Source organism: Promicromonospora kroppenstedtii DSM 19349 (assembly GCF_000515355.1).
Classification (GTDB): Bacteria; Actinomycetota; Actinomycetes; order Actinomycetales; family Cellulomonadaceae; genus Promicromonospora; species Promicromonospora kroppenstedtii.
On sequence record NZ_KI911577.1, the window covers coordinates 35,244 to 50,644 of the forward strand.

The 15,401-nt window shown below is 70.0% G+C and carries 27 protein-coding genes; all 27 read right to left on the reverse strand.

The features are described from left to right. A partial coding sequence (locus PROKR_RS33480) for a recombinase family protein (protein WP_036959158.1) occupies positions 1-191 on the reverse strand: 191 nt, incomplete at its 3' end. A gap of 111 nt (positions 192-302) precedes the next feature. Then, a complete protein-coding gene (locus PROKR_RS01770) occupies positions 303-578 on the reverse strand; it encodes a hypothetical protein (RefSeq protein ID WP_036959151.1) in 276 nt (91 codons plus the stop codon). A 111-nt stretch (positions 579-689) separates the two neighbouring features. Further along, entirely contained in the window at positions 690-1,037 is a 348-nt protein-coding gene (locus tag PROKR_RS33485) for a glutaredoxin domain-containing protein (RefSeq protein ID WP_342665847.1), read from the reverse strand. Then, positions 920-1,240, reverse strand: coding sequence for a hypothetical protein (locus PROKR_RS33490; protein WP_036959160.1), 321 nt, complete (start codon positions 1,238-1,240; stop codon positions 920-922). The genes PROKR_RS33485 and PROKR_RS33490 overlap by 118 nt, the downstream gene beginning before the upstream one ends. After that, complete coding sequence (locus PROKR_RS32180; protein WP_157601818.1) at positions 1,237-1,383, reverse strand: hypothetical protein; 147 nt, start codon at positions 1,381-1,383, stop codon at positions 1,237-1,239. Before PROKR_RS32180 ends, PROKR_RS33490 begins: the two co-directional genes overlap by 4 nt. A gap of 1 nt (position 1,384) precedes the next feature. Continuing rightward, entirely contained in the window at positions 1,385-2,248 is an 864-nt protein-coding gene (locus tag PROKR_RS01785; RefSeq protein WP_157601819.1) for a sigma-70 family RNA polymerase sigma factor, read from the reverse strand. 229 nt (positions 2,249-2,477) lie between these two features. Continuing rightward, positions 2,478-2,768, reverse strand: a complete 291-nt coding sequence (locus tag PROKR_RS01790; protein WP_036959162.1) for a DUF4406 domain-containing protein — start codon at positions 2,766-2,768, stop codon at positions 2,478-2,480. Beyond that, complete coding sequence (locus PROKR_RS38055) at positions 2,765-3,124, reverse strand: DUF7169 domain-containing protein (RefSeq protein ID WP_425414845.1); 360 nt, start codon at positions 3,122-3,124, stop codon at positions 2,765-2,767. Before PROKR_RS38055 ends, PROKR_RS01790 begins: the two co-directional genes overlap by 4 nt. Before the next feature lie 66 nt (positions 3,125-3,190). Continuing rightward, complete coding sequence (locus PROKR_RS01795; protein WP_036959163.1) at positions 3,191-5,026, reverse strand: DNA polymerase; 1,836 nt, start codon at positions 5,024-5,026, stop codon at positions 3,191-3,193. A 74-nt stretch (positions 5,027-5,100) separates the two neighbouring features. Continuing rightward, positions 5,101-5,304 carry a hypothetical protein gene (locus PROKR_RS01800; RefSeq protein ID WP_036959165.1) on the reverse strand — a complete coding sequence of 68 codons (204 nt, stop codon included), beginning with the start codon at positions 5,302-5,304 and terminating at the stop codon, positions 5,101-5,103. Between the two features lie 15 nt (positions 5,305-5,319). Continuing rightward, positions 5,320-7,803 (reverse strand): phage/plasmid primase, P4 family, encoded by a 2,484-nt coding sequence (locus tag PROKR_RS01805; protein WP_036959166.1) that lies wholly within the window; start codon positions 7,801-7,803, stop codon positions 5,320-5,322. After that, complete coding sequence (locus PROKR_RS01810) at positions 7,800-8,546, reverse strand: DNA cytosine methyltransferase (protein WP_157601820.1); 747 nt, start codon at positions 8,544-8,546, stop codon at positions 7,800-7,802. Before PROKR_RS01810 ends, PROKR_RS01805 begins: the two co-directional genes overlap by 4 nt. A gap of 23 nt (positions 8,547-8,569) precedes the next feature. Continuing rightward, complete coding sequence (locus PROKR_RS01815) at positions 8,570-8,935, reverse strand: hypothetical protein (RefSeq protein WP_157601821.1); 366 nt, start codon at positions 8,933-8,935, stop codon at positions 8,570-8,572. Continuing rightward, positions 8,932-9,225: a hypothetical protein gene (locus tag PROKR_RS01820; RefSeq protein WP_036959103.1), complete on the reverse strand. Its 294-nt coding sequence runs from the start codon at positions 9,223-9,225 to the stop codon at positions 8,932-8,934. Before PROKR_RS01820 ends, PROKR_RS01815 begins: the two co-directional genes overlap by 4 nt. A 96-nt stretch (positions 9,226-9,321) precedes the next feature. Next, positions 9,322-10,035: a recombination directionality factor gene (locus tag PROKR_RS01825; RefSeq protein WP_036959172.1), complete on the reverse strand. Its 714-nt coding sequence runs from the start codon at positions 10,033-10,035 to the stop codon at positions 9,322-9,324. A gap of 126 nt (positions 10,036-10,161) precedes the next feature. Further along, positions 10,162-10,539 carry a hypothetical protein gene (locus tag PROKR_RS01830; RefSeq protein ID WP_036959174.1) on the reverse strand — a complete coding sequence of 126 codons (378 nt, stop codon included), beginning with the start codon at positions 10,537-10,539 and terminating at the stop codon, positions 10,162-10,164. Further along, the gene (locus tag PROKR_RS01835; RefSeq protein ID WP_036959106.1) at positions 10,532-10,747 is read right to left on the reverse strand and encodes a hypothetical protein; all 216 of its coding nucleotides are present in this window, start codon (positions 10,745-10,747) and stop codon (positions 10,532-10,534) included. Before PROKR_RS01835 ends, PROKR_RS01830 begins: the two co-directional genes overlap by 8 nt. Next, entirely contained in the window at positions 10,744-11,565 is an 822-nt protein-coding gene (locus PROKR_RS01840; RefSeq protein WP_036959177.1) for a hypothetical protein, read from the reverse strand. The genes PROKR_RS01835 and PROKR_RS01840 overlap by 4 nt, the downstream gene beginning before the upstream one ends. 224 nt (positions 11,566-11,789) lie before the next feature. Further along, positions 11,790-12,410 carry a hypothetical protein gene (locus tag PROKR_RS01845; protein ID WP_169736289.1) on the reverse strand — a complete coding sequence of 207 codons (621 nt, stop codon included), beginning with the start codon at positions 12,408-12,410 and terminating at the stop codon, positions 11,790-11,792. A gap of 107 nt (positions 12,411-12,517) precedes the next feature. Next, positions 12,518-13,096, reverse strand: coding sequence for a deoxynucleotide monophosphate kinase family protein (locus PROKR_RS01850; protein ID WP_051432591.1), 579 nt, complete (start codon positions 13,094-13,096; stop codon positions 12,518-12,520). Further along, a complete protein-coding gene (locus PROKR_RS01855) occupies positions 13,093-13,347 on the reverse strand; it encodes a hypothetical protein (protein WP_036959179.1) in 255 nt (84 codons plus the stop codon). Before PROKR_RS01855 ends, PROKR_RS01850 begins: the two co-directional genes overlap by 4 nt. Next, positions 13,344-13,511: a hypothetical protein gene (locus tag PROKR_RS32185; RefSeq protein WP_157601822.1), complete on the reverse strand. Its 168-nt coding sequence runs from the start codon at positions 13,509-13,511 to the stop codon at positions 13,344-13,346. The genes PROKR_RS01855 and PROKR_RS32185 overlap by 4 nt, the downstream gene beginning before the upstream one ends. A gap of 2 nt (positions 13,512-13,513) precedes the next feature. Further along, entirely contained in the window at positions 13,514-13,687 is a 174-nt protein-coding gene (locus tag PROKR_RS32190) for a DUF6381 family protein (protein WP_157601823.1), read from the reverse strand. A 242-nt stretch (positions 13,688-13,929) separates the two neighbouring features. Beyond that, positions 13,930-14,112, reverse strand: a complete 183-nt coding sequence (locus tag PROKR_RS01860; protein WP_036959181.1) for a hypothetical protein — start codon at positions 14,110-14,112, stop codon at positions 13,930-13,932. A gap of 10 nt (positions 14,113-14,122) precedes the next feature. Beyond that, positions 14,123-14,368 (reverse strand): hypothetical protein, encoded by a 246-nt coding sequence (locus PROKR_RS01865; RefSeq protein ID WP_036959182.1) that lies wholly within the window; start codon positions 14,366-14,368, stop codon positions 14,123-14,125. Beyond that, entirely contained in the window at positions 14,365-15,033 is a 669-nt protein-coding gene (locus tag PROKR_RS31270) for a D-alanyl-D-alanine carboxypeptidase family protein (protein WP_084800204.1), read from the reverse strand. The genes PROKR_RS01865 and PROKR_RS31270 overlap by 4 nt, the downstream gene beginning before the upstream one ends. Positions 15,034-15,112: 79 nt before the next feature. Further along, complete coding sequence (locus PROKR_RS01875) at positions 15,113-15,388, reverse strand: hypothetical protein (RefSeq protein WP_036959183.1); 276 nt, start codon at positions 15,386-15,388, stop codon at positions 15,113-15,115. Positions 15,389-15,401 lie beyond the last annotated feature (13 nt).

The following is a 15,401-nucleotide window of genomic DNA, read 5'->3' on the forward strand; positions in this document are numbered from 1 at the left end:
CGGGGCTGGAGGGCGGCGAGGAGCCGGGCTCCCTCGTCCCGGTCGGCGAAGGGCACCTTCGCGCCGGAGACGGAGCGCTCCTCGTAGACGACGGCGTCGGGGGAGTGGCGGGCGAGCCGCGCGCGTTGCTTGGCGATCGAGCCGGAGACTCGGGAGTCGAATGAGATCCGCGTATAGGCGTGGTCGGTCATGCTGGGACGATACCTCGTAACTCCGTTGCCGGGAAGGTCTTGCGGGGGACGGAGTCACGAAACGACGAAGGCCCCCGTCCCAGGTAGGGGCGGGGGCCTGGCGGGGGTGGGTCAGACGAAGACCTCGCGGTTCGGGTCCCAGTTGCCGACGTACGACAGCACGCGCGCGGGTGTGTTGTCGCGGACGGTCACCTTCCGGCGGTCGCCTCCGCCGACGGGGAAGACGGGGAGGGTCATGTACTCGCCGCGCGCGTCGCCGCCGAACGCCCAGCCGTACGTGTCGAGCACGTACTCGGTGCCCCGGATCTCGACCCGGAACGGCCAGCGGCCCTCGACCGAGTCGGTCAGCACAGCGAAGGTGCTCGGGGTGACAGTCGTGGAGGCCATGAGGGCCCTCCTTCCTGGCCCGAGGGCCGGACGTGGAAGCCGGCCGATCCGGCTCCCTGGGGGAGTGCCTCTACCGTAAGTCACGCAAGGCACCTTGCGCAACTCACGTGGCTACTTCCCTCCGTTCTTCACCCGCCAGGCGTCGAGCAACGGCGCGCGGAACCCGCCGAAGGGCTCCTCGCCGGGCAGCTCGACGACGGGGGCGGCGAGGATGCCGGCGGCCTGGAAGGCGGCGGTCGAGGCGGGGGTGAGCGGGACCTCGACGAACTCCAGGCCGTGGCGGTCGAGGTAGCGCTTCACGGCGTCGCACTGGACGCAACGAGGCTTGGTGTGGACAACGATCACGGTCGGAGGAGGCCTCTCAGGTCGGTGAGGAACGCGCGCCAGGTGTAGCGCGGGCGGGGTGTGGGTTCGCGGTGGGGGCGAGCCGGCAGGTTCGACGTGCCGCAACGGTCGCACCAGAGGGCAGCCTCGCCCGTCGAGATCTCGACCCACCACAGGTGGTCGTGCGGATGCAGGGAGCACGTCTCGTCGGTAGGGGCGATCGTGTAGGCCGTCGGCTTAGCTGGCTCGCGCACGCGCTCGACCTCGGCGACGTCGGGCGGCTCGCCCGAGGCGCGGAAGCGGGCGGGCGGGATGCTCACGTGGAGGTGCTCGCTCACCGCACATCACCCGGCTTGACCCACACGCGCGAGCCGTCGTCGGTGCGCTCGACGAGGAGCTCGCCGGTCTGGACCTGGGTGTCGACGACGTCGCCCGTCATGCGGACGCGGGTCGCCGGGTGCAGGAAGGTGATGGTGTCCATGTCAGTTCTCCTCCGCGAGAGCCACGCCAAGGGCCTTGCGTGACTGGCCAAGCGCCTTCTGACGCTTGCGCTGCACGGTCGCCTTCGAGAGGCCCATGCGGTGGCCGATCTCCGGGTCGGGGACCGGCTCGTACTCGGTGAAGCCGTAGGCGAGCTCGCAGATGCGGGCCTCCTCGTCGGTCATGGCGGCGAAGGCCATGTCGACGAGGATCTTGTCCTCGACGTCGACCACGGGGGAGGGGGCGAAGATCGGGGCAGCGGTGACGCCGTAGCCCTTCTCCTTCGCGCTGCCGTCGGCGTCGTCGGTCTCCGCGTCGAGCGAGTCGGCGCCGACCGCGGCGCGGACGTCGCGGAAGGTCTCGCGGCTCATGCCGAACTCGGCGGCCAGGTTCTCCGCCGCGTCGAGGTCGCCGTCGGCGGCCCGCACGATGCCGTAGAAGCGCGAGAGCGTGCGGGTCGGGATGGCGAAGGCGGGAGCCGCCTCGACCTCCTCGGACAGGGCCCGGTTCAGGCGGTGCACGAGGTGCCCGGCGAGGCGCGGGTTCTGCTCCGGGTCGTGCTCGGCGATGGCCTCCAGGAAGCCGACCAGGGCCGCGGCCTGGAGGTCCTCGATCGAGCGGGAGGAGGTGCCGTAGTCGGCGGCGGTCGGGGAGAGCTGGCCGTCGAAGACGCCGCCCTTGAAGCGCGAGACCGCGGCGCGGATAGCGGGGCCGTAGGCGTCGAGGAGCGCCATCTTGGCGGCCTCGGGGTCCGTGTGGTCGACGCCAGCGGCGTGACCCTGGGCAACGCGGATGAGCTGGGCCTCGGTGACCTCGTCGAGCGAGAGGTCGGCGTCGGTGTAGCGGAACACGCTGATTTCAGACATGGCAAATAGGCCCTTCGTGGGGTGACGGTGTCCCGGAGATCGAGCGACCTCGGGGCGATGAGTGCGAGTCACGCAAGGTGACTTGCGTGACTCATGTGTAACACGGCGCGAGAGGCGAATGCAAGGCGCTTTCGCAGGTCTTTAGATTTCTTCACCCGGGCAGATGCACGACAAAGCCCCCTACCGCTGGCAGATGCAGTGCGGTAGGGGGCTGTCGTCTAGTGCGGTACTACGCCGGGAGCCGCTCCGGCTCCACGGAGAGGGCCTCGGCGAGGTTGACGACGGACACGCCCATCGCCGTGGCGAGCGTGAGCTCGACGTCCGTTGCCGAGCCGATCTCCCAGCCCGGGAGCTCGACGACGACGTCGGCTTCGAGCACGCGCTCGACGGTCCAGCGGAGAGACCCCGCGAGGTCATCCGGCGCCGAGACCGGCGTCCAGACGCTGTAGCCGGCGCGACGGAGCAGGCTCGCCGGCGTGTCGAAGTCGGAGTCGCGGGGTCCCGCGAGCCACGCCTTCATCGAGAGCCCTCGCCGTCGTAGCGGGTGAGTGCTCGGTCTAGCTCCCGGCGGCGCTCGGTCAGCGCCTTCGCTGCGTGTTCGAGCACGCGATCCGCTCGGGATGTTGCCCCCCGCAAGGCCAGACGCCTGGCGTCTAGCACTGTGTCTGCCGTGGGGTCGGAGGGACGGCCGCCGGACGATCGCTCGGTAGTGTCGTCGCGGGGTCTCGGGACGGGAGACGCTTCCCACTGGCGGGCGTAAGCGTCCGGGAGTAGTGCGAGTAGTGCATCGGTCTCTTCTCGAATGACACGCGCGAGATGTGCAACGACGGAGTTGCCCGGGGCCTCGCTGGGGTTGCTGGGGGATGTTTCAGCCATTTAACGGACACTCCTCAGGATCGTGACGCGGAACAGTGGGTGAAGTGGGTCTCACTGGCGGGTGATTCACGCGGGGGCGCCATAGCCATGTCCCCAACTGGGCCCATAAACCTCCGGCTCGGCGACGATCGGCACGCCGTAGAAGTCGGGGGTCTCCATGAGGCGGCCAATCTCGTGTATCGCCTCCTCGGCGTCGGCCGCGGGGGCCTCGGCGATCAGCTCGTCGTGGACCGGGAGCCGGAGCAGGTCGCCCATACCGGCGTCGAAGATGTCGACGATCGCCTGGGCGAGGAGGTCGCGGGCCGTGGACTGCACGACGTAGTTCGTCGCCGCGTAGATGCGGTCCCGGTCAAGGGGCAGGTGCCGGCCCGAGAGGGTGACGACTTCCTTCTTGCCGTACTCCGCGCGGTTGCCGAGCTTCTTGGCGTAGCGCTTGATCCCGGGGAAGGTGGCGTCGTAGCCCGCGAGGGCCTCGCGAACCTGCTCCATGGGCGCGCCGGTCTGGCGCTGGATCGTCGTGGCCCCGCCGCCGTACACCTTGCCGAAGCCGACCGCCTTCGCGATCTTGCGGTGCCGCTTCGTGAAGTCCGGGCCGTAGACCATCTTCGCCGTAAAGGAGTGGAGGTCTTCGCCGGCCCGGATCGCCTCAATCATGGTCGGCTCCTCCGCCAGCGCCGCGAGGACGCGCATCTCGACGGCCGCGTAGTCGGCGGCGATGATCAGATTCCCCGGCTCGGCGATGACCGACCGGCGGATCTTCCAGTCACCGGAGGGGAGCTGCTGAAGCGGCGGGGTCGAGACGGACATGCGCGCGGTGCGGGCCTGGAGGCCACCGATCACGGGGTGGATGCGGTCGTCCGGGTCGCGGAGGTCGAGGAAGGCTTGCGCGTAGGACTTGCCCCACTTGCCGGCGCGCTTCGCGTGGGCGACAGCGTCGGCGAGCGGGTTCGGCTCGCGAGACTCCATGCGCTCCCACTGGAGGTCCAGATCCGCGAGCGGGAGGAGGATCTCCTTGGAGACCTTCAGCGCACCGCCGTCGGTCTCCTCGGTGAGCTCCTCGCCCATGGCGACCAGCGCGGAGGCGACCTGCACAGGTGAGTTCACGTTCGCCACGCCGTACCGCGCGGCGCGTGCCTCGTGCTCCGCCGCCTCAGCCGCAAGGTCCCCGGTCAGCTTCTCCACGTACGGGAGATCGAGGAGCATTCCCTTGCGCTGAAGCAAGGCGAGGAGCGTCGCGAGGTGGTGCTCGAACTGCGAGAGGTGGTTCAGCCCGAGGTCCCGGACCATCGGCGCGAGCTCGTCGAACAGGCGCCGGGCCGCGAGCGGGTCGAGGCCGGCGTACTCGACATAGACCGGGTGGTCGATGTCGATCAGCGCCCAGCCGGTCTCCCTCGTCGCCTTGTACTCCTTGCGGAAGATCGCGTGTAGCTCCTTCTCCGTGTCGGGCACCGTCGGGTCGACGTAGATCTCGGCGAGCTCCTTCAGCCTCAGGCCCGTCCCCCCCTCGTGCCGCTGCCGCGGGTCGAGGAGGTGGGCCATGATGCGCGTGTCGAACGCGCGGGGGCCGAGCTCCTCGATCGTCACGCCGAAGTCGTGGTCGATGACCTGGAGGTCGAAAGGCGCGTTATGGAGGGTGAAGTGCCGCGGCTGCCGGAGGGCTCGCACGATCGCCTTCTCGAACATGTCGGCCCGGAGCACGTAGGCCGTGTCCCGGTTGCCGAACTGCACGAGGCGGCAGGCGAAGCCGCGCGAGTAGATGTTGAGGCCGGTGGTCTCGGTGTCGAGGCCGAGCACCTTGTCGCCGCGGGCGAGGAAGTCGTCGAAGGCGTGGAGGTCGCGGGCGCTCTCCACGTAGTTGATGGTCACCTCGTCGCCAGCGAGGCGGCGGGTTGTCGTTCTCATCGGGCGGGCCCTTTCGTTAGCGGGTGCACGAGACCCCCGCACCTCGTCGAGGAGATGCGGGGGCCGGGGGAGGGTCAGGAACGGAGGCCGGCCCAGCAGTCCGGGCAGGCGCCGAACCGCAGGGTTCCGTCGTCGGTGAACGCGAGCCAGCACGCCGGGCAGATGGATTCCGCCCGGTCGAGACCGAGACCCTCGGAGCCCTCCTCGCGGAGGGTCTCGGTCAGGGCGTCGGCGTAGACGTGCTGGGCCCGGCTGTAGGGCAGGACGAGCGCGGGCATGGCCGCTCCCTTCGGTCAGAGCACGTCGTCGAGGCTCGGGCCCTTGGACGGTGCATCGGGGGTTACAGGGAGGGAATCGGCCCGCGGCGCCGTATCGGCTCGCTCTTCTTCGGGGTCAATTCCCTTGTCGGTCTGGCGCATGCGGCGGATGCCCTCGAACGCCATGCCCTGCTTCCCTCGGCGCTTCGGGTGGCCGCGCTCTTCCAGGGCCCGGAAGAACGTTTGCCGGGTCCAGACCTCGCGGGCGGGGAGGTTCTCCTCCGTGGCCCACGCGAGGTAGGCCTCGAAGAGGAGCTTCCCCTCGACGCGGCCGGCGCCGGAGTCGGCGACGTACACGCCGGGCAGGAAGCCCGCGAGAGCGTCGGACGTCTCGCGGTACTCGGACGTCGCGTTGCGCACGACGTCGGGCTCCTGGAGGCCGGACCGGAACCACTCGATCGAGCCGCGCACGGCCCACGCCAGGATGCCGGCGCGCTCCGCGAGGAGCTTCTCGCCGAGGCGGTGGTCGCGCTCCTCGGGGGCGAAGAACCGCTCCCAGGGGATGAGCTTCACGCGGCGCCAGAGGCCCTCGTCCTGCCCGCGAAACTCGGGCTTAAAGTTGGTCGCCAGCATGAGGAGGAACGTCGGGCGGAACTCGAAGAACTCCTTCCGCATGAAGCGCGCGGCGATCAGGTCCTTTCCGGTGACGCGCTTCAGCACGGCCTCTGCCATGCGCCGGCCCTGGTCGCCCTCGGACGCCATGACCAGGCGCGCACCCTTCAGCGCGGCGAGGTCGTTCGGGATGCCGCCCGAGGGCTTCTCCTCGAACGTGCTGAACGGCGTCGTCACGGTGTGCTCGCGGAAGACCTCCGTCAGCGTGTCCGTGAAGACGCTCTTCCCGTTGGCCCCCTTGCCCCAGAACACCGTGAAGGCCTGCTCGTCGGTGCGGCCGGTGATGCCGTAGCCGACGAGCCGGCGCATGAAGGCCGGCATGGCGGGGTAGGCCGGGAAGACCTCGTCGAGGAACGCCTCCCAGCGCGGGGCCCGTGCGTCGGGGTCGTAGTCGATCTCGACGCGCCGGGTCAGGAGGAGCGCGGGGTCGTGCGGGAGGAGCTCGCCCGTGCGGAGGTTCACCACTCCGTTCGCCACGGCGAGGAGGTCCGGGTGCGTGTCGAAGTCGTTGATGTCGACGGACACGCCCGGCAGGGCAGCGAGCTCCTTCAGCGCCGCGTCGATCCCGCGGGAGCTCTGCGAGTGCGCGGCCCAGCGGAGCCAGGCACGGACGTGCTTCGGCAGGGCGCCCGACTCCGTCGGCGTTGCCGCGGCGGCGAGGTCGTTCGCGATCTGGGCGATCCGGTCGGCCGCCTCCTGGACGAAGGCGCGCGTGCGGTCGAGCCGGTCGGACCTCCAGACACCAGCCTTGAGGAGGAAGAAACCAGCCTCAGGGCTGTACTTCACGCCGGAGCCCTGGGCCTCGACGTACGCCGCGACGAAGCGGGCGTTGCCGAGGTCCGTCAGCGGGTAGCGGTTCTCGTCCCGGCCCCGGAGGACGGCCGCCGAGGAGGTCTCCTCCGTGGTCTCCGAGATGGCACGGACGACGTTCGTCGCGAACCGCGCACCGTCCCGCTCGCGCCAGTCAGTCAGGTCGAGGTCGTCCGGGACGGGCAGGATCTTCACGCGCACGCCGTGAGCGATCAGCCCTTGCGCGAGGTTGGCCGCGAAGGTCCGGCCGGCGGCGTCGCCATCGCCCGCGATGACGGCGAGCCGGTCGCCGATCATCTCGGCCACGGCCTCGACGGCGACGGGGTTCGTCGCGAGGCCGGCGCCCCGGATGCCGACCGTGTCGTAGCCCAGGGCGACGCCGGTCAGCGCATCCCCGGGACCTTCGCAGACGAGTACCTCGTCCCAATCCGAGGCGCCCTCGAACCAAGCGACCTTGGCCCAGCTCGCCCCCTCGGGGGACTTCGGGCCGAGCCACCGGACCTGGGCGTCCTTGGCAAGTGCCCGAGCCTGGTAGCCGCGCGGGACGCCGTCCTTGTCGTTGAACGGGACGACGAGGCGGGCCCCGCCCGGGAGGTCGTCGGCGTAGCCCAGGCCGAGGCGGTAGGCGTCGTCCTCGCCGATGCCGAAGCGACGGGTCGCATACCCCAGCGCCTCCAGTGCAGCCGCGCTGCCCTCCTCCGGGCCACGTCGGAGCATGGCCGACCAGTGGTCGAGGTCGACCGCCAGCCGCGCCACGTCCTCGACGCTCGCCGGGGCGTCGGTGCTCGTCGCCGGCGTGAAGTCGACGTCGCCGGGCTTCATCGTCGCGAGGTCGCGCATCGTCAGCCCGAGGGCCTCGACCACCTTCGGTGTCGGGCAGCCGGCGCGGCAGCGCACGAGGACCTTGCCCTTGTCGGCCACGGTCAGCCGGAGCGACTGGCGGGAGTCGGAGTGCGCCGGGCAGTGGACGAGGACGCCGTCGTCGGTGTGCTCGACGTCGTCGAACTTGGAGATGAGGTCGGCGAGGGTCTTGGTCACGCGGTCACCGCCTTCAGGAGTCGGGCACCGACGAACTCGGTGTAGGCAGGGGGGATTGCTTCGGCGAGGAGTACGCGGTCGTCGAGCCAGTCGATGCCCATAGCGGTCTGCCACTGCTCGACGCTGCCCTTGCCGCCACCGTTGCCGTAGACGGCGAAGTAAGGGCCCTCGTACCACTGGCCGTGCCGGTAGCCCGCGACACGGCCGCGGTGCGGGGCGTGCTCGGGCGCTTCGGTCGACCAGCGGCCAAGCTCGAAGTAGCGGTGCCGGATCACGCCGAGCCCGAACGTCTCGCCGCACAGGGTCAGATCCCGGCGCATGGTTGCGCCCTGGACGTTCTCGATCACGTACGGCAGGCCGACGGCGTCGAGGAGCTCGCGCGTCTCTGGGATCAGGTCGACGTGATCGTCCTTCCAGCCGCGGGCCCGGTTGCCCTTGGTGAGGGCGGTGTTCGCCTGGCACGGCGGCGAGGCGTGGATCGCCGCAAAGTCGGAGCGCCGGAGGAACTCGACGGGGCGGCCAGGCGCGTTGCGGTCCTCGAACCAGACGTGCTCGCCGCGATCGAGGCGGCGGAGGATGTCGAGCGCGCTGGTCGAGCGGACCGGGAACGGGTAGTGGTCCGCGCGGTCCTGGTCGAGCTCGACGCCGTAGACGTCGAACCCGGCTCGGTGGTAGCCCATCGCGGCGCCACCGCCGGCGCTGTAGAGGTCGAGGATCTTAGGTCGTGCGTCGGTGGCCGTCACGCGGCTACCTCCTTCAGGTCGGGTCAGTCGGTGTCGAGGACGGAATCGGCCTGAGGGGTCGTCACGGCTCGCACGAGTTGCGGGAAGTCGCCCAGGCGCATCACGACGTAGGCGTCCTCGATCGGCTTCCGCGGGCGCTTGACCACGGCGACGCCGAAGGGCATGCGGGCGTGGCCCTTCTGGACGCGCACGCCCTCGACGCCCTCGCGGATGCCGGTGAGGATGTCGCGGTAGTTCTTGGCCTGGAGGACAAACGGCGGAGAGTGGATATCGCCGACGTCCTTGTGCCCCTCCTGGCGCGGGCGGTAGGCGAAGATGCCGGCCTCGACGAGGTAATCGCGGACCTGGCGCTCGAACAGGGAGCCCTTGCGGGCGTTGGGGTTGGTCACGTAGCCGCCCCGCACGACGGGCAGGGCTCGCTGAAGACGTCGCGGATGGAGCCCGAGGCGTCAGACGGGAAGGCGACCCCGTGCGGGAGGCCGTCCGGGCACTTCACGGCGTCGATGAGCGCGCTGCCCTCGGCCTCGACGGCGCTGACGAGGGTCACGAACGGATCCCACTCCTCGCCCTTGCCGAAGGCCGGCGCGAGCTCGGTCGAGAGCCACATCGCGAGCGGGTTCGACTCGGCGTCGAGGAGGCGGTTCTTGAACCGGCGCATCGCCGGCAGGTCGTGAGTCATGCAAGGCTCCTTGCGTGGATACGACGAAGGCCCCCGGCGGTCCGGGTGGACTGACGGGGGCCTTCGAGGGGCGGTGCCGCTAGGCGGCGGGGTGGATCAGGCCTTGCCGTGGAGGGTCAGCGTCGGCTTGGTGTAGCGGACCGTCTCGCCGGCGCGTTCGCCGTTCTTCGCGACGAAGGAGACCTCCTCCAGGGCGAGCGTGGCGCGCACCTTGGAGCCGTCCTCGCTCAGGTCGGCGAGCTCCTCCTCGACCTCGTGGTAGGAGAGGTCCGAGACCAGCGACCAGGAGCCCGACTGGAACTTGAAGATCCCGAGGTCGGGCTCGTCCGCCAGGCGGAACCAGAGCTGAATGCGCGGCTCGGCGCCGACGCCCTTCTTCGCCTCAGCCTTGCGCTCCTTGAAGGACTGACCGGCCTGCGGGTCGGGCTGGCCCTTGTCCTCGTCCGGGTAGGTGATCGTCTCGCCGTCGGAGACGCGGATGATCCCCTTCCGGCCGTAGAGAACCATGTCCTGACGGAGGGCCTTGGAGCCGTCGAGGATGATCTCGACCTCGGTCGCCTCGGTGAAGACCTCCAGGCCGTCCTCGCCCTTGGTCTCCCACTCCTCGACGCCCTTCGGGGCGCCCAGCAGGGCGACGAGCTTGTCGGCGACCTCGGGGTCCCCGGTCGTGACGCGCCAGTCGCTCAGCGCGACTGGGCGGTCGTTCTCGACGTAGCCGGAGCGGAAGCGGCCGACGACGTCGTCCGAGAAGCTCGACTTCTTCTTGGGGGCGTTCTCGCCGGTCTCGTCGCCGAAGATCTTCAGTGCCATGTGGGTTCTCGTCCTTCTGTGGAAGGTGGGCGCGGCGCCTGTTGGCTTGCGCGGTGTCGGAGTAGGAATCGGCCTGGGGGCCGGGTGCGGCTCACACGAGTTGCGGGAGGGCCCTTGCGTGGTGGGTCAGGCCGGCATGGGCGTGGCCGGGGGCCGCGAGATCTTCGGGCCCGGGGCGCCGGAAGCGTCCGTGGCGAGCCGCGCCCAGCCGAGGACCGTGGCGATCTTGGCGGAGCGACGGGCGCCCATGTGCTGGAGCACTGCCTCCATGACCGCTACGGCCTTCGTCCCGGATACCTCCGCGTGGAACATGGCCGCGTTGGGGTACGGCTTCAGCGACAGCCGGACCTGGGCGCCCATGAGGGTGGCGGCGCGACCGACGACGTCGCGGTCGGACATGCCGACGCGGACGCGCGGGTACTTCTTGCGGTGGAGGTCGAAAGTCCCCTCCCCTTCGAGGAGGCCGGCAAGCCAGATGGCGTCTTCGCGGGAGATCTCAGGCACGGTTGGCCTCCTTGTTGATCTGCCGCACCTCGGCGGCCTTTTCGGTGAGCAGTGCGGCGAAGTTGTCGGCCTCGTCGGGCGAGAGGAAGAGGTCGAGGTCGTCAGCGTCCGGCACGAAGAACGCGACGCGGACGTCCTCCCCGGGCCACGGGAGGAAGTCCCGCTCTACCTGGACTGCCTCACCAGATCGGAAGGTGAGGTCGCTCATCGGCGACCACCCCGGCGGCCGGTCTCCTCGACGATCGACTCGATCGCGACGCCGTTGCCGAGGACACTCTTCGACGTCTCCCGGTCCCACTCCCAGATCTGCCGGAGTGCGAGGAAGATCTCGAAGAGGCTGTCGTCGATCCGCGCAGGGACCACCTGACCGCCCTCGGGGCGGGCGTGCACGACGATGCCCGCGTCGAGGTGCGGGATGTCGGCCTTCGTGCCGTCCGGGAGGATGATGTAGTCGGCGTTCTTGTACGCCGTCTCCTGGAGCGCGACCTCGGCGTGCACGCCGGAGCGCGTTGTTTTCCAGTCACCGATGGTGGTCATCCGCTCGCCCGTGTCGGGGTCGGTGACCTTCGCGATGAAGTCGAAACTGCCGGCGTAGCCGTGGGTCTCGGACCAGACGGTCTCCTCCAGGAAGAGGAACTCCGGCTCGAACTGCTTCTCGAAGCCCTTGAAGATGCCGACGTAGGGCTTCAGCTCCTCGCGGACGCGTCCGACCTCCTCGCCGCGCGCGAGGCGCTCGAACAGGTCGTGCACCTCCGTGCCGGCCTCGGCCGCCTGGGCGGTGTCGCGGTCCGGCGCCCGCTTCAGCAGGTCGACGGCGGCGCTCTTGTCGTTCATGGCGAGCGTGACGACGGCGCCGATGTTGTTCACGGCGTACTCGGCGACGCTCTTCGAGGCCCAGAACTTCAGGAAGCCCTTGGGCAGCATGTTGAGGACGCTCGTCACGCCGGGCACCTTCCGAGCGCTCTCGGGGTGCACGTAGAGGCGGCTGCCGCCGCGCTTGATCGTGTTGATCTTCGGGTTCGTCACTAGGTGACTCCCTCTCTCGTTCGGTGGGGACGAGAGAGGAATCGGCCTGGGGGCCGGGTGCGGCTCACCTTGCAGGCAAAACAGTTCGATGGTGTAGAAGGTGTAGAAGTTGTAGGTCTCCCTAGTTACCTCTCAAGAAAACAAAACCTTGAAGGGTAATAAGAGAGACCTACAACTTCTACACCTTCTACACCCCTCGGGGGCGTGGAGGTGCTCCTCCGGCGCTAGTCCGTGGCGCTGAAGAGCGGGGCGCCGCCCTCCTCGGCGACGGGCCGGACGGCCACGCGCTTGGACAGGCGGCGCGCGGTGCTCTCCAGGTCTTCGAGCGTGGCCTTCGCGACCTCCGCGGCGTGCGGGTCGAGGCGTGTCAGCTCGGCCCCGTCGACCTTCGCTAGCACGGTCGCTGCCGCGGTGATCGCCATCAGCGAGCCGCCGGCGACGTCGCGGGACGTGAGGGCGCGCACGACGGCGCGGTCTTGCTTGCGGTGCTCCTGGTTCGCCTCGGACTGCGTCTGAGGCTTCAGCCCGTGGTCCGCCAAGGTCTCCTTGTCGACGGACTCGCGCATGATCTCGCTCAGGTGCCAACTCACCGACGAGCGGATCGAGTTCCGGCGCTCGGCCGGGACGCCCGCCTCCGCGTAGACCTCGCCGACCCAGCGCCGGTAGGGGTGCGTGCGTCCGGCGTAGTCGGGCTCGCCGTCCCCGCGCAAGAAGTGTTGCCGGGCCTCGAACAGGACCTCGGCGAACGCGCGCACGTGCGGCGTTCGCTCCTCGACGGGGGCCGCGAGGTAGCGGCGCATGTGCTCTACCGCTTGGCGCTGTAGGGGCGCGAGACTCGGTTCCATACCTACACGGTAGCCCACGCAAGGGGCCTTGCCCAGCGGGCGTGCCCCAAATCACCCCGAAACGACAGAAAGCCCCGGCCCTCACGAGGAGGGCCGGGGCCGGAGTATCAGAAGCGGAGGTCTCGGGCAAGCGCGACAAGCTCGTCGGCCGTGCCGGAGTTTCGGATGGTGAAATCGGTGGGGTAGTCGGCGAGCTCAGTCTCAGACGGGTGGGTGTCCGTTGAGACTAAGTCCGGGCGGACGATGCGGACGAGGATGCCGCCGTCACGTTGGATCGCGTCGGCCTCGTTCTTGTAGCGGACGTCCGTGATGACGACGCCGGGAGCGCCTTCCATGAGCGCACCCGTCGCCTCCGCGAGGCCGGCATTCAACCAGAAGCCCGGGCCGCGACGGCGCACGGCCTGCCCGCTCTGCTGGAGGAGGCGCCGGGCCTCGGGGCCGTAGGGCGTGTCCTTCAGGCCCTCCCAGCCGCCGTAGATCTGGAGAGCCTGCAAGAGCCGGATGGTCGGCTCGGGCTGCCAGGGCGGCGTGATGAGCCACGGGTCGATCTCCTCGACCATCTCGCGGAGCGGGTCGGCGAACGCGACGCGGGTGTAGCCCCGCTCGACCAGGCCGGCCGCGAAGGTGTCTTTGCCGGACCTCTTCACGCCGACCAGGCCGATCAGGGGGTGCGGGATGTCGGTCACTCGACCACCTCCCAATTGTCGGCGCGCTCGACGCGGCCGGAGACGGGCTCGTTGCGGTACGCGCCGCCCCACGTCGCCCGATCCCGCGCACCGTTCAGGTGCGACGTGATGACGGCCTTCGCGGTGCGCTTCCGGTCCCAGGGGCCGAAGCGTCGCTCCTTGCCGTCGGCGTAGACGAGGACGGCCGAGAAGACGGCGTCGCGCTCGGCGTCGTCCTTGTAGCCCTCCCAGGCGGCGCCTACCTGCCTCACTCACCCACCGCCGCGAACTCGACGAGCGTCTTGTCGGTGGTCTCGTCGTACTCGGCCATGACCGGGCGCACGAGCCCGTGACGGGGCGAGTCGTAGAGCATCGGGTCGGCGTTGCGGACGTCGCCGGGGTAGTGCAGGCGGCCGACGATCTCGGTCTCTTCCATGGTCAGTCCTCCCGGTTCCCGCGCACGAAGGCGGCCTTGCGGGTGAGGCGTGTCGCCTCGTTCCGGAGGTGGTTCGCCCGCTTGGGGTCCTTGGCGTGCTTCGCCTGCGTAGCGAGCTCCTCGGCCTTCTTGTGGAGCTGGTCGATGGCCTTGTCGGGGCGGTCGAAGAAGCCCATGGTCAGCGGCCCCCGATCATCGTCACGGTGCCGTCGGCGTGCGTGATGCTGTAGCCGGTCGGCGTGGTGCGGACGACGACGGGCTTGTCGTCCTTGTCCAAGTAGGTTCCAGGGCGCATGGCGGCCTCCTTCGTGCGGTCTGTACTGCCTGACGAGGAGGTAATCGGCCTGGGCCACCGGAGCGGCTCACCCCAAAATGCGAAAAGCCCCCGCCCTCGCGAGGAGGACGGGGGCTAGAGGCGTCAGTCGCCGGACGGGAGGCCCGACTTGGGCGGCGTGGCGGCGAACCCGCCGGCGGCGAGGAAGGCCAGCGAGACGGCGACGATGTCCTCAGCGGACAGGCCATCGCCGACCAGCGGCCCGGTCACGGCCAGGGCGCCGGCCAGGCCAGCGAGGAGGGCGTTCACGATGCGGTTCTTGAACATGGATCTCCGATCAGGGGGTGAGGTTGATGCTCTGGAGCAGGAGCACGAGCCCGCCGAGGACACCGACGCCGCCGCCAACGGCGGACAGGAGGCCCATCGGCGAGACGGTCTTGCGGTCCTCGACGATGCGGAGGCGGGCCTCGTGGTCGTCGAGTTTCGTGCCGTGCTGCCCGAGGACGAGGTCGAGCTTCGTCTCCATCCGGGCCAGAGCGACCCGGGTGTCGACGTTCTCGTCGTCAGGCGAGGCCGGGGTCATGCGGCCTTGACGGCGCGGGCGATGGCGGACTTCGTCCACTTGCCCACGACGCCGTTACGCAGGAAGTAGCCGCGGGCACGCTGGAAGCGGCGGACGAGGGCGTAGGTGCCCATGCCGAAGTCACCGTCGTCCGCGATCTCGATCCCGCGCTTCGCGTAGATCTTGTTCAGGTCGCGCTGGAGCTGCCGCACCTCGGGGCCGGACGAGCCCAGGCCGAGCGACCGGCCGCGGGGGCGGTTGATCGTGTGGCGCACGCGGGCACGGCCCGAGCGCTCCCAGTGCCACGCCTCCTCGCGGCCGCCACCCTGGCGGGCCCAGTAGGGGTGCTGCCAGCCGTACCGGCCGGCGTTCGCCCGCATCCACTCGTGCTCCGTGGAGCCGAAGCGGTTGATGTTCGAGGCGAAGTCCACGGCGAGGCCCCAGCCGTGGTTGGACGTGCCGGGGACGGCGGCCAGGCCGGGGCCCTTGCCGACGGGCGGCGGCTGGTAGAGCCGCTGCTGCGACGCGAGGGTCCGGTAGGTGTCGGTGGCGCGGAGCGACCGGTAGAACTTGCTGGCGAACGCCAGGGCGAGGCTGTCGGCGTCGCGCGCGGCGGACTTGGTCAGCCGGCCGCCGATGACGGTCTCGCGGAGGGAGCTGTCGGGGAGCATGCCGTTGAGTGCCATGTTCGCTAGGCCCTTCTGTTTTTGGGTATGAGAAAGGCCCGCTCCCCGGGAGGAGAGCGGGCCTTGCGGTGAGGGTGGATCAGGCGGGCGGAGCGGGGGCCAGGATCTGGCTCACTCCGAGGCCCCGCCGGACCTGTGCCGACACGAGCGGGGAGTCGGCCAGCAGCGCGAGGAGCGCTTCGAGCGCAGGCTCCAGGACAGGCGCGGGGAAGTAGCCGTAATCGCCCGTGTTGGGGATCTTGGCCGTGGCGTACACCGGGCCCTCCGCCGTCTGTAGCGTGAGCTCCACGACGTAGGTGTACAGGTCGCTCGTGTGTTCAGTGTCCGGGTCGGGGGTCGGGGCAGACCATGCCATGCGGGCTCTCCCT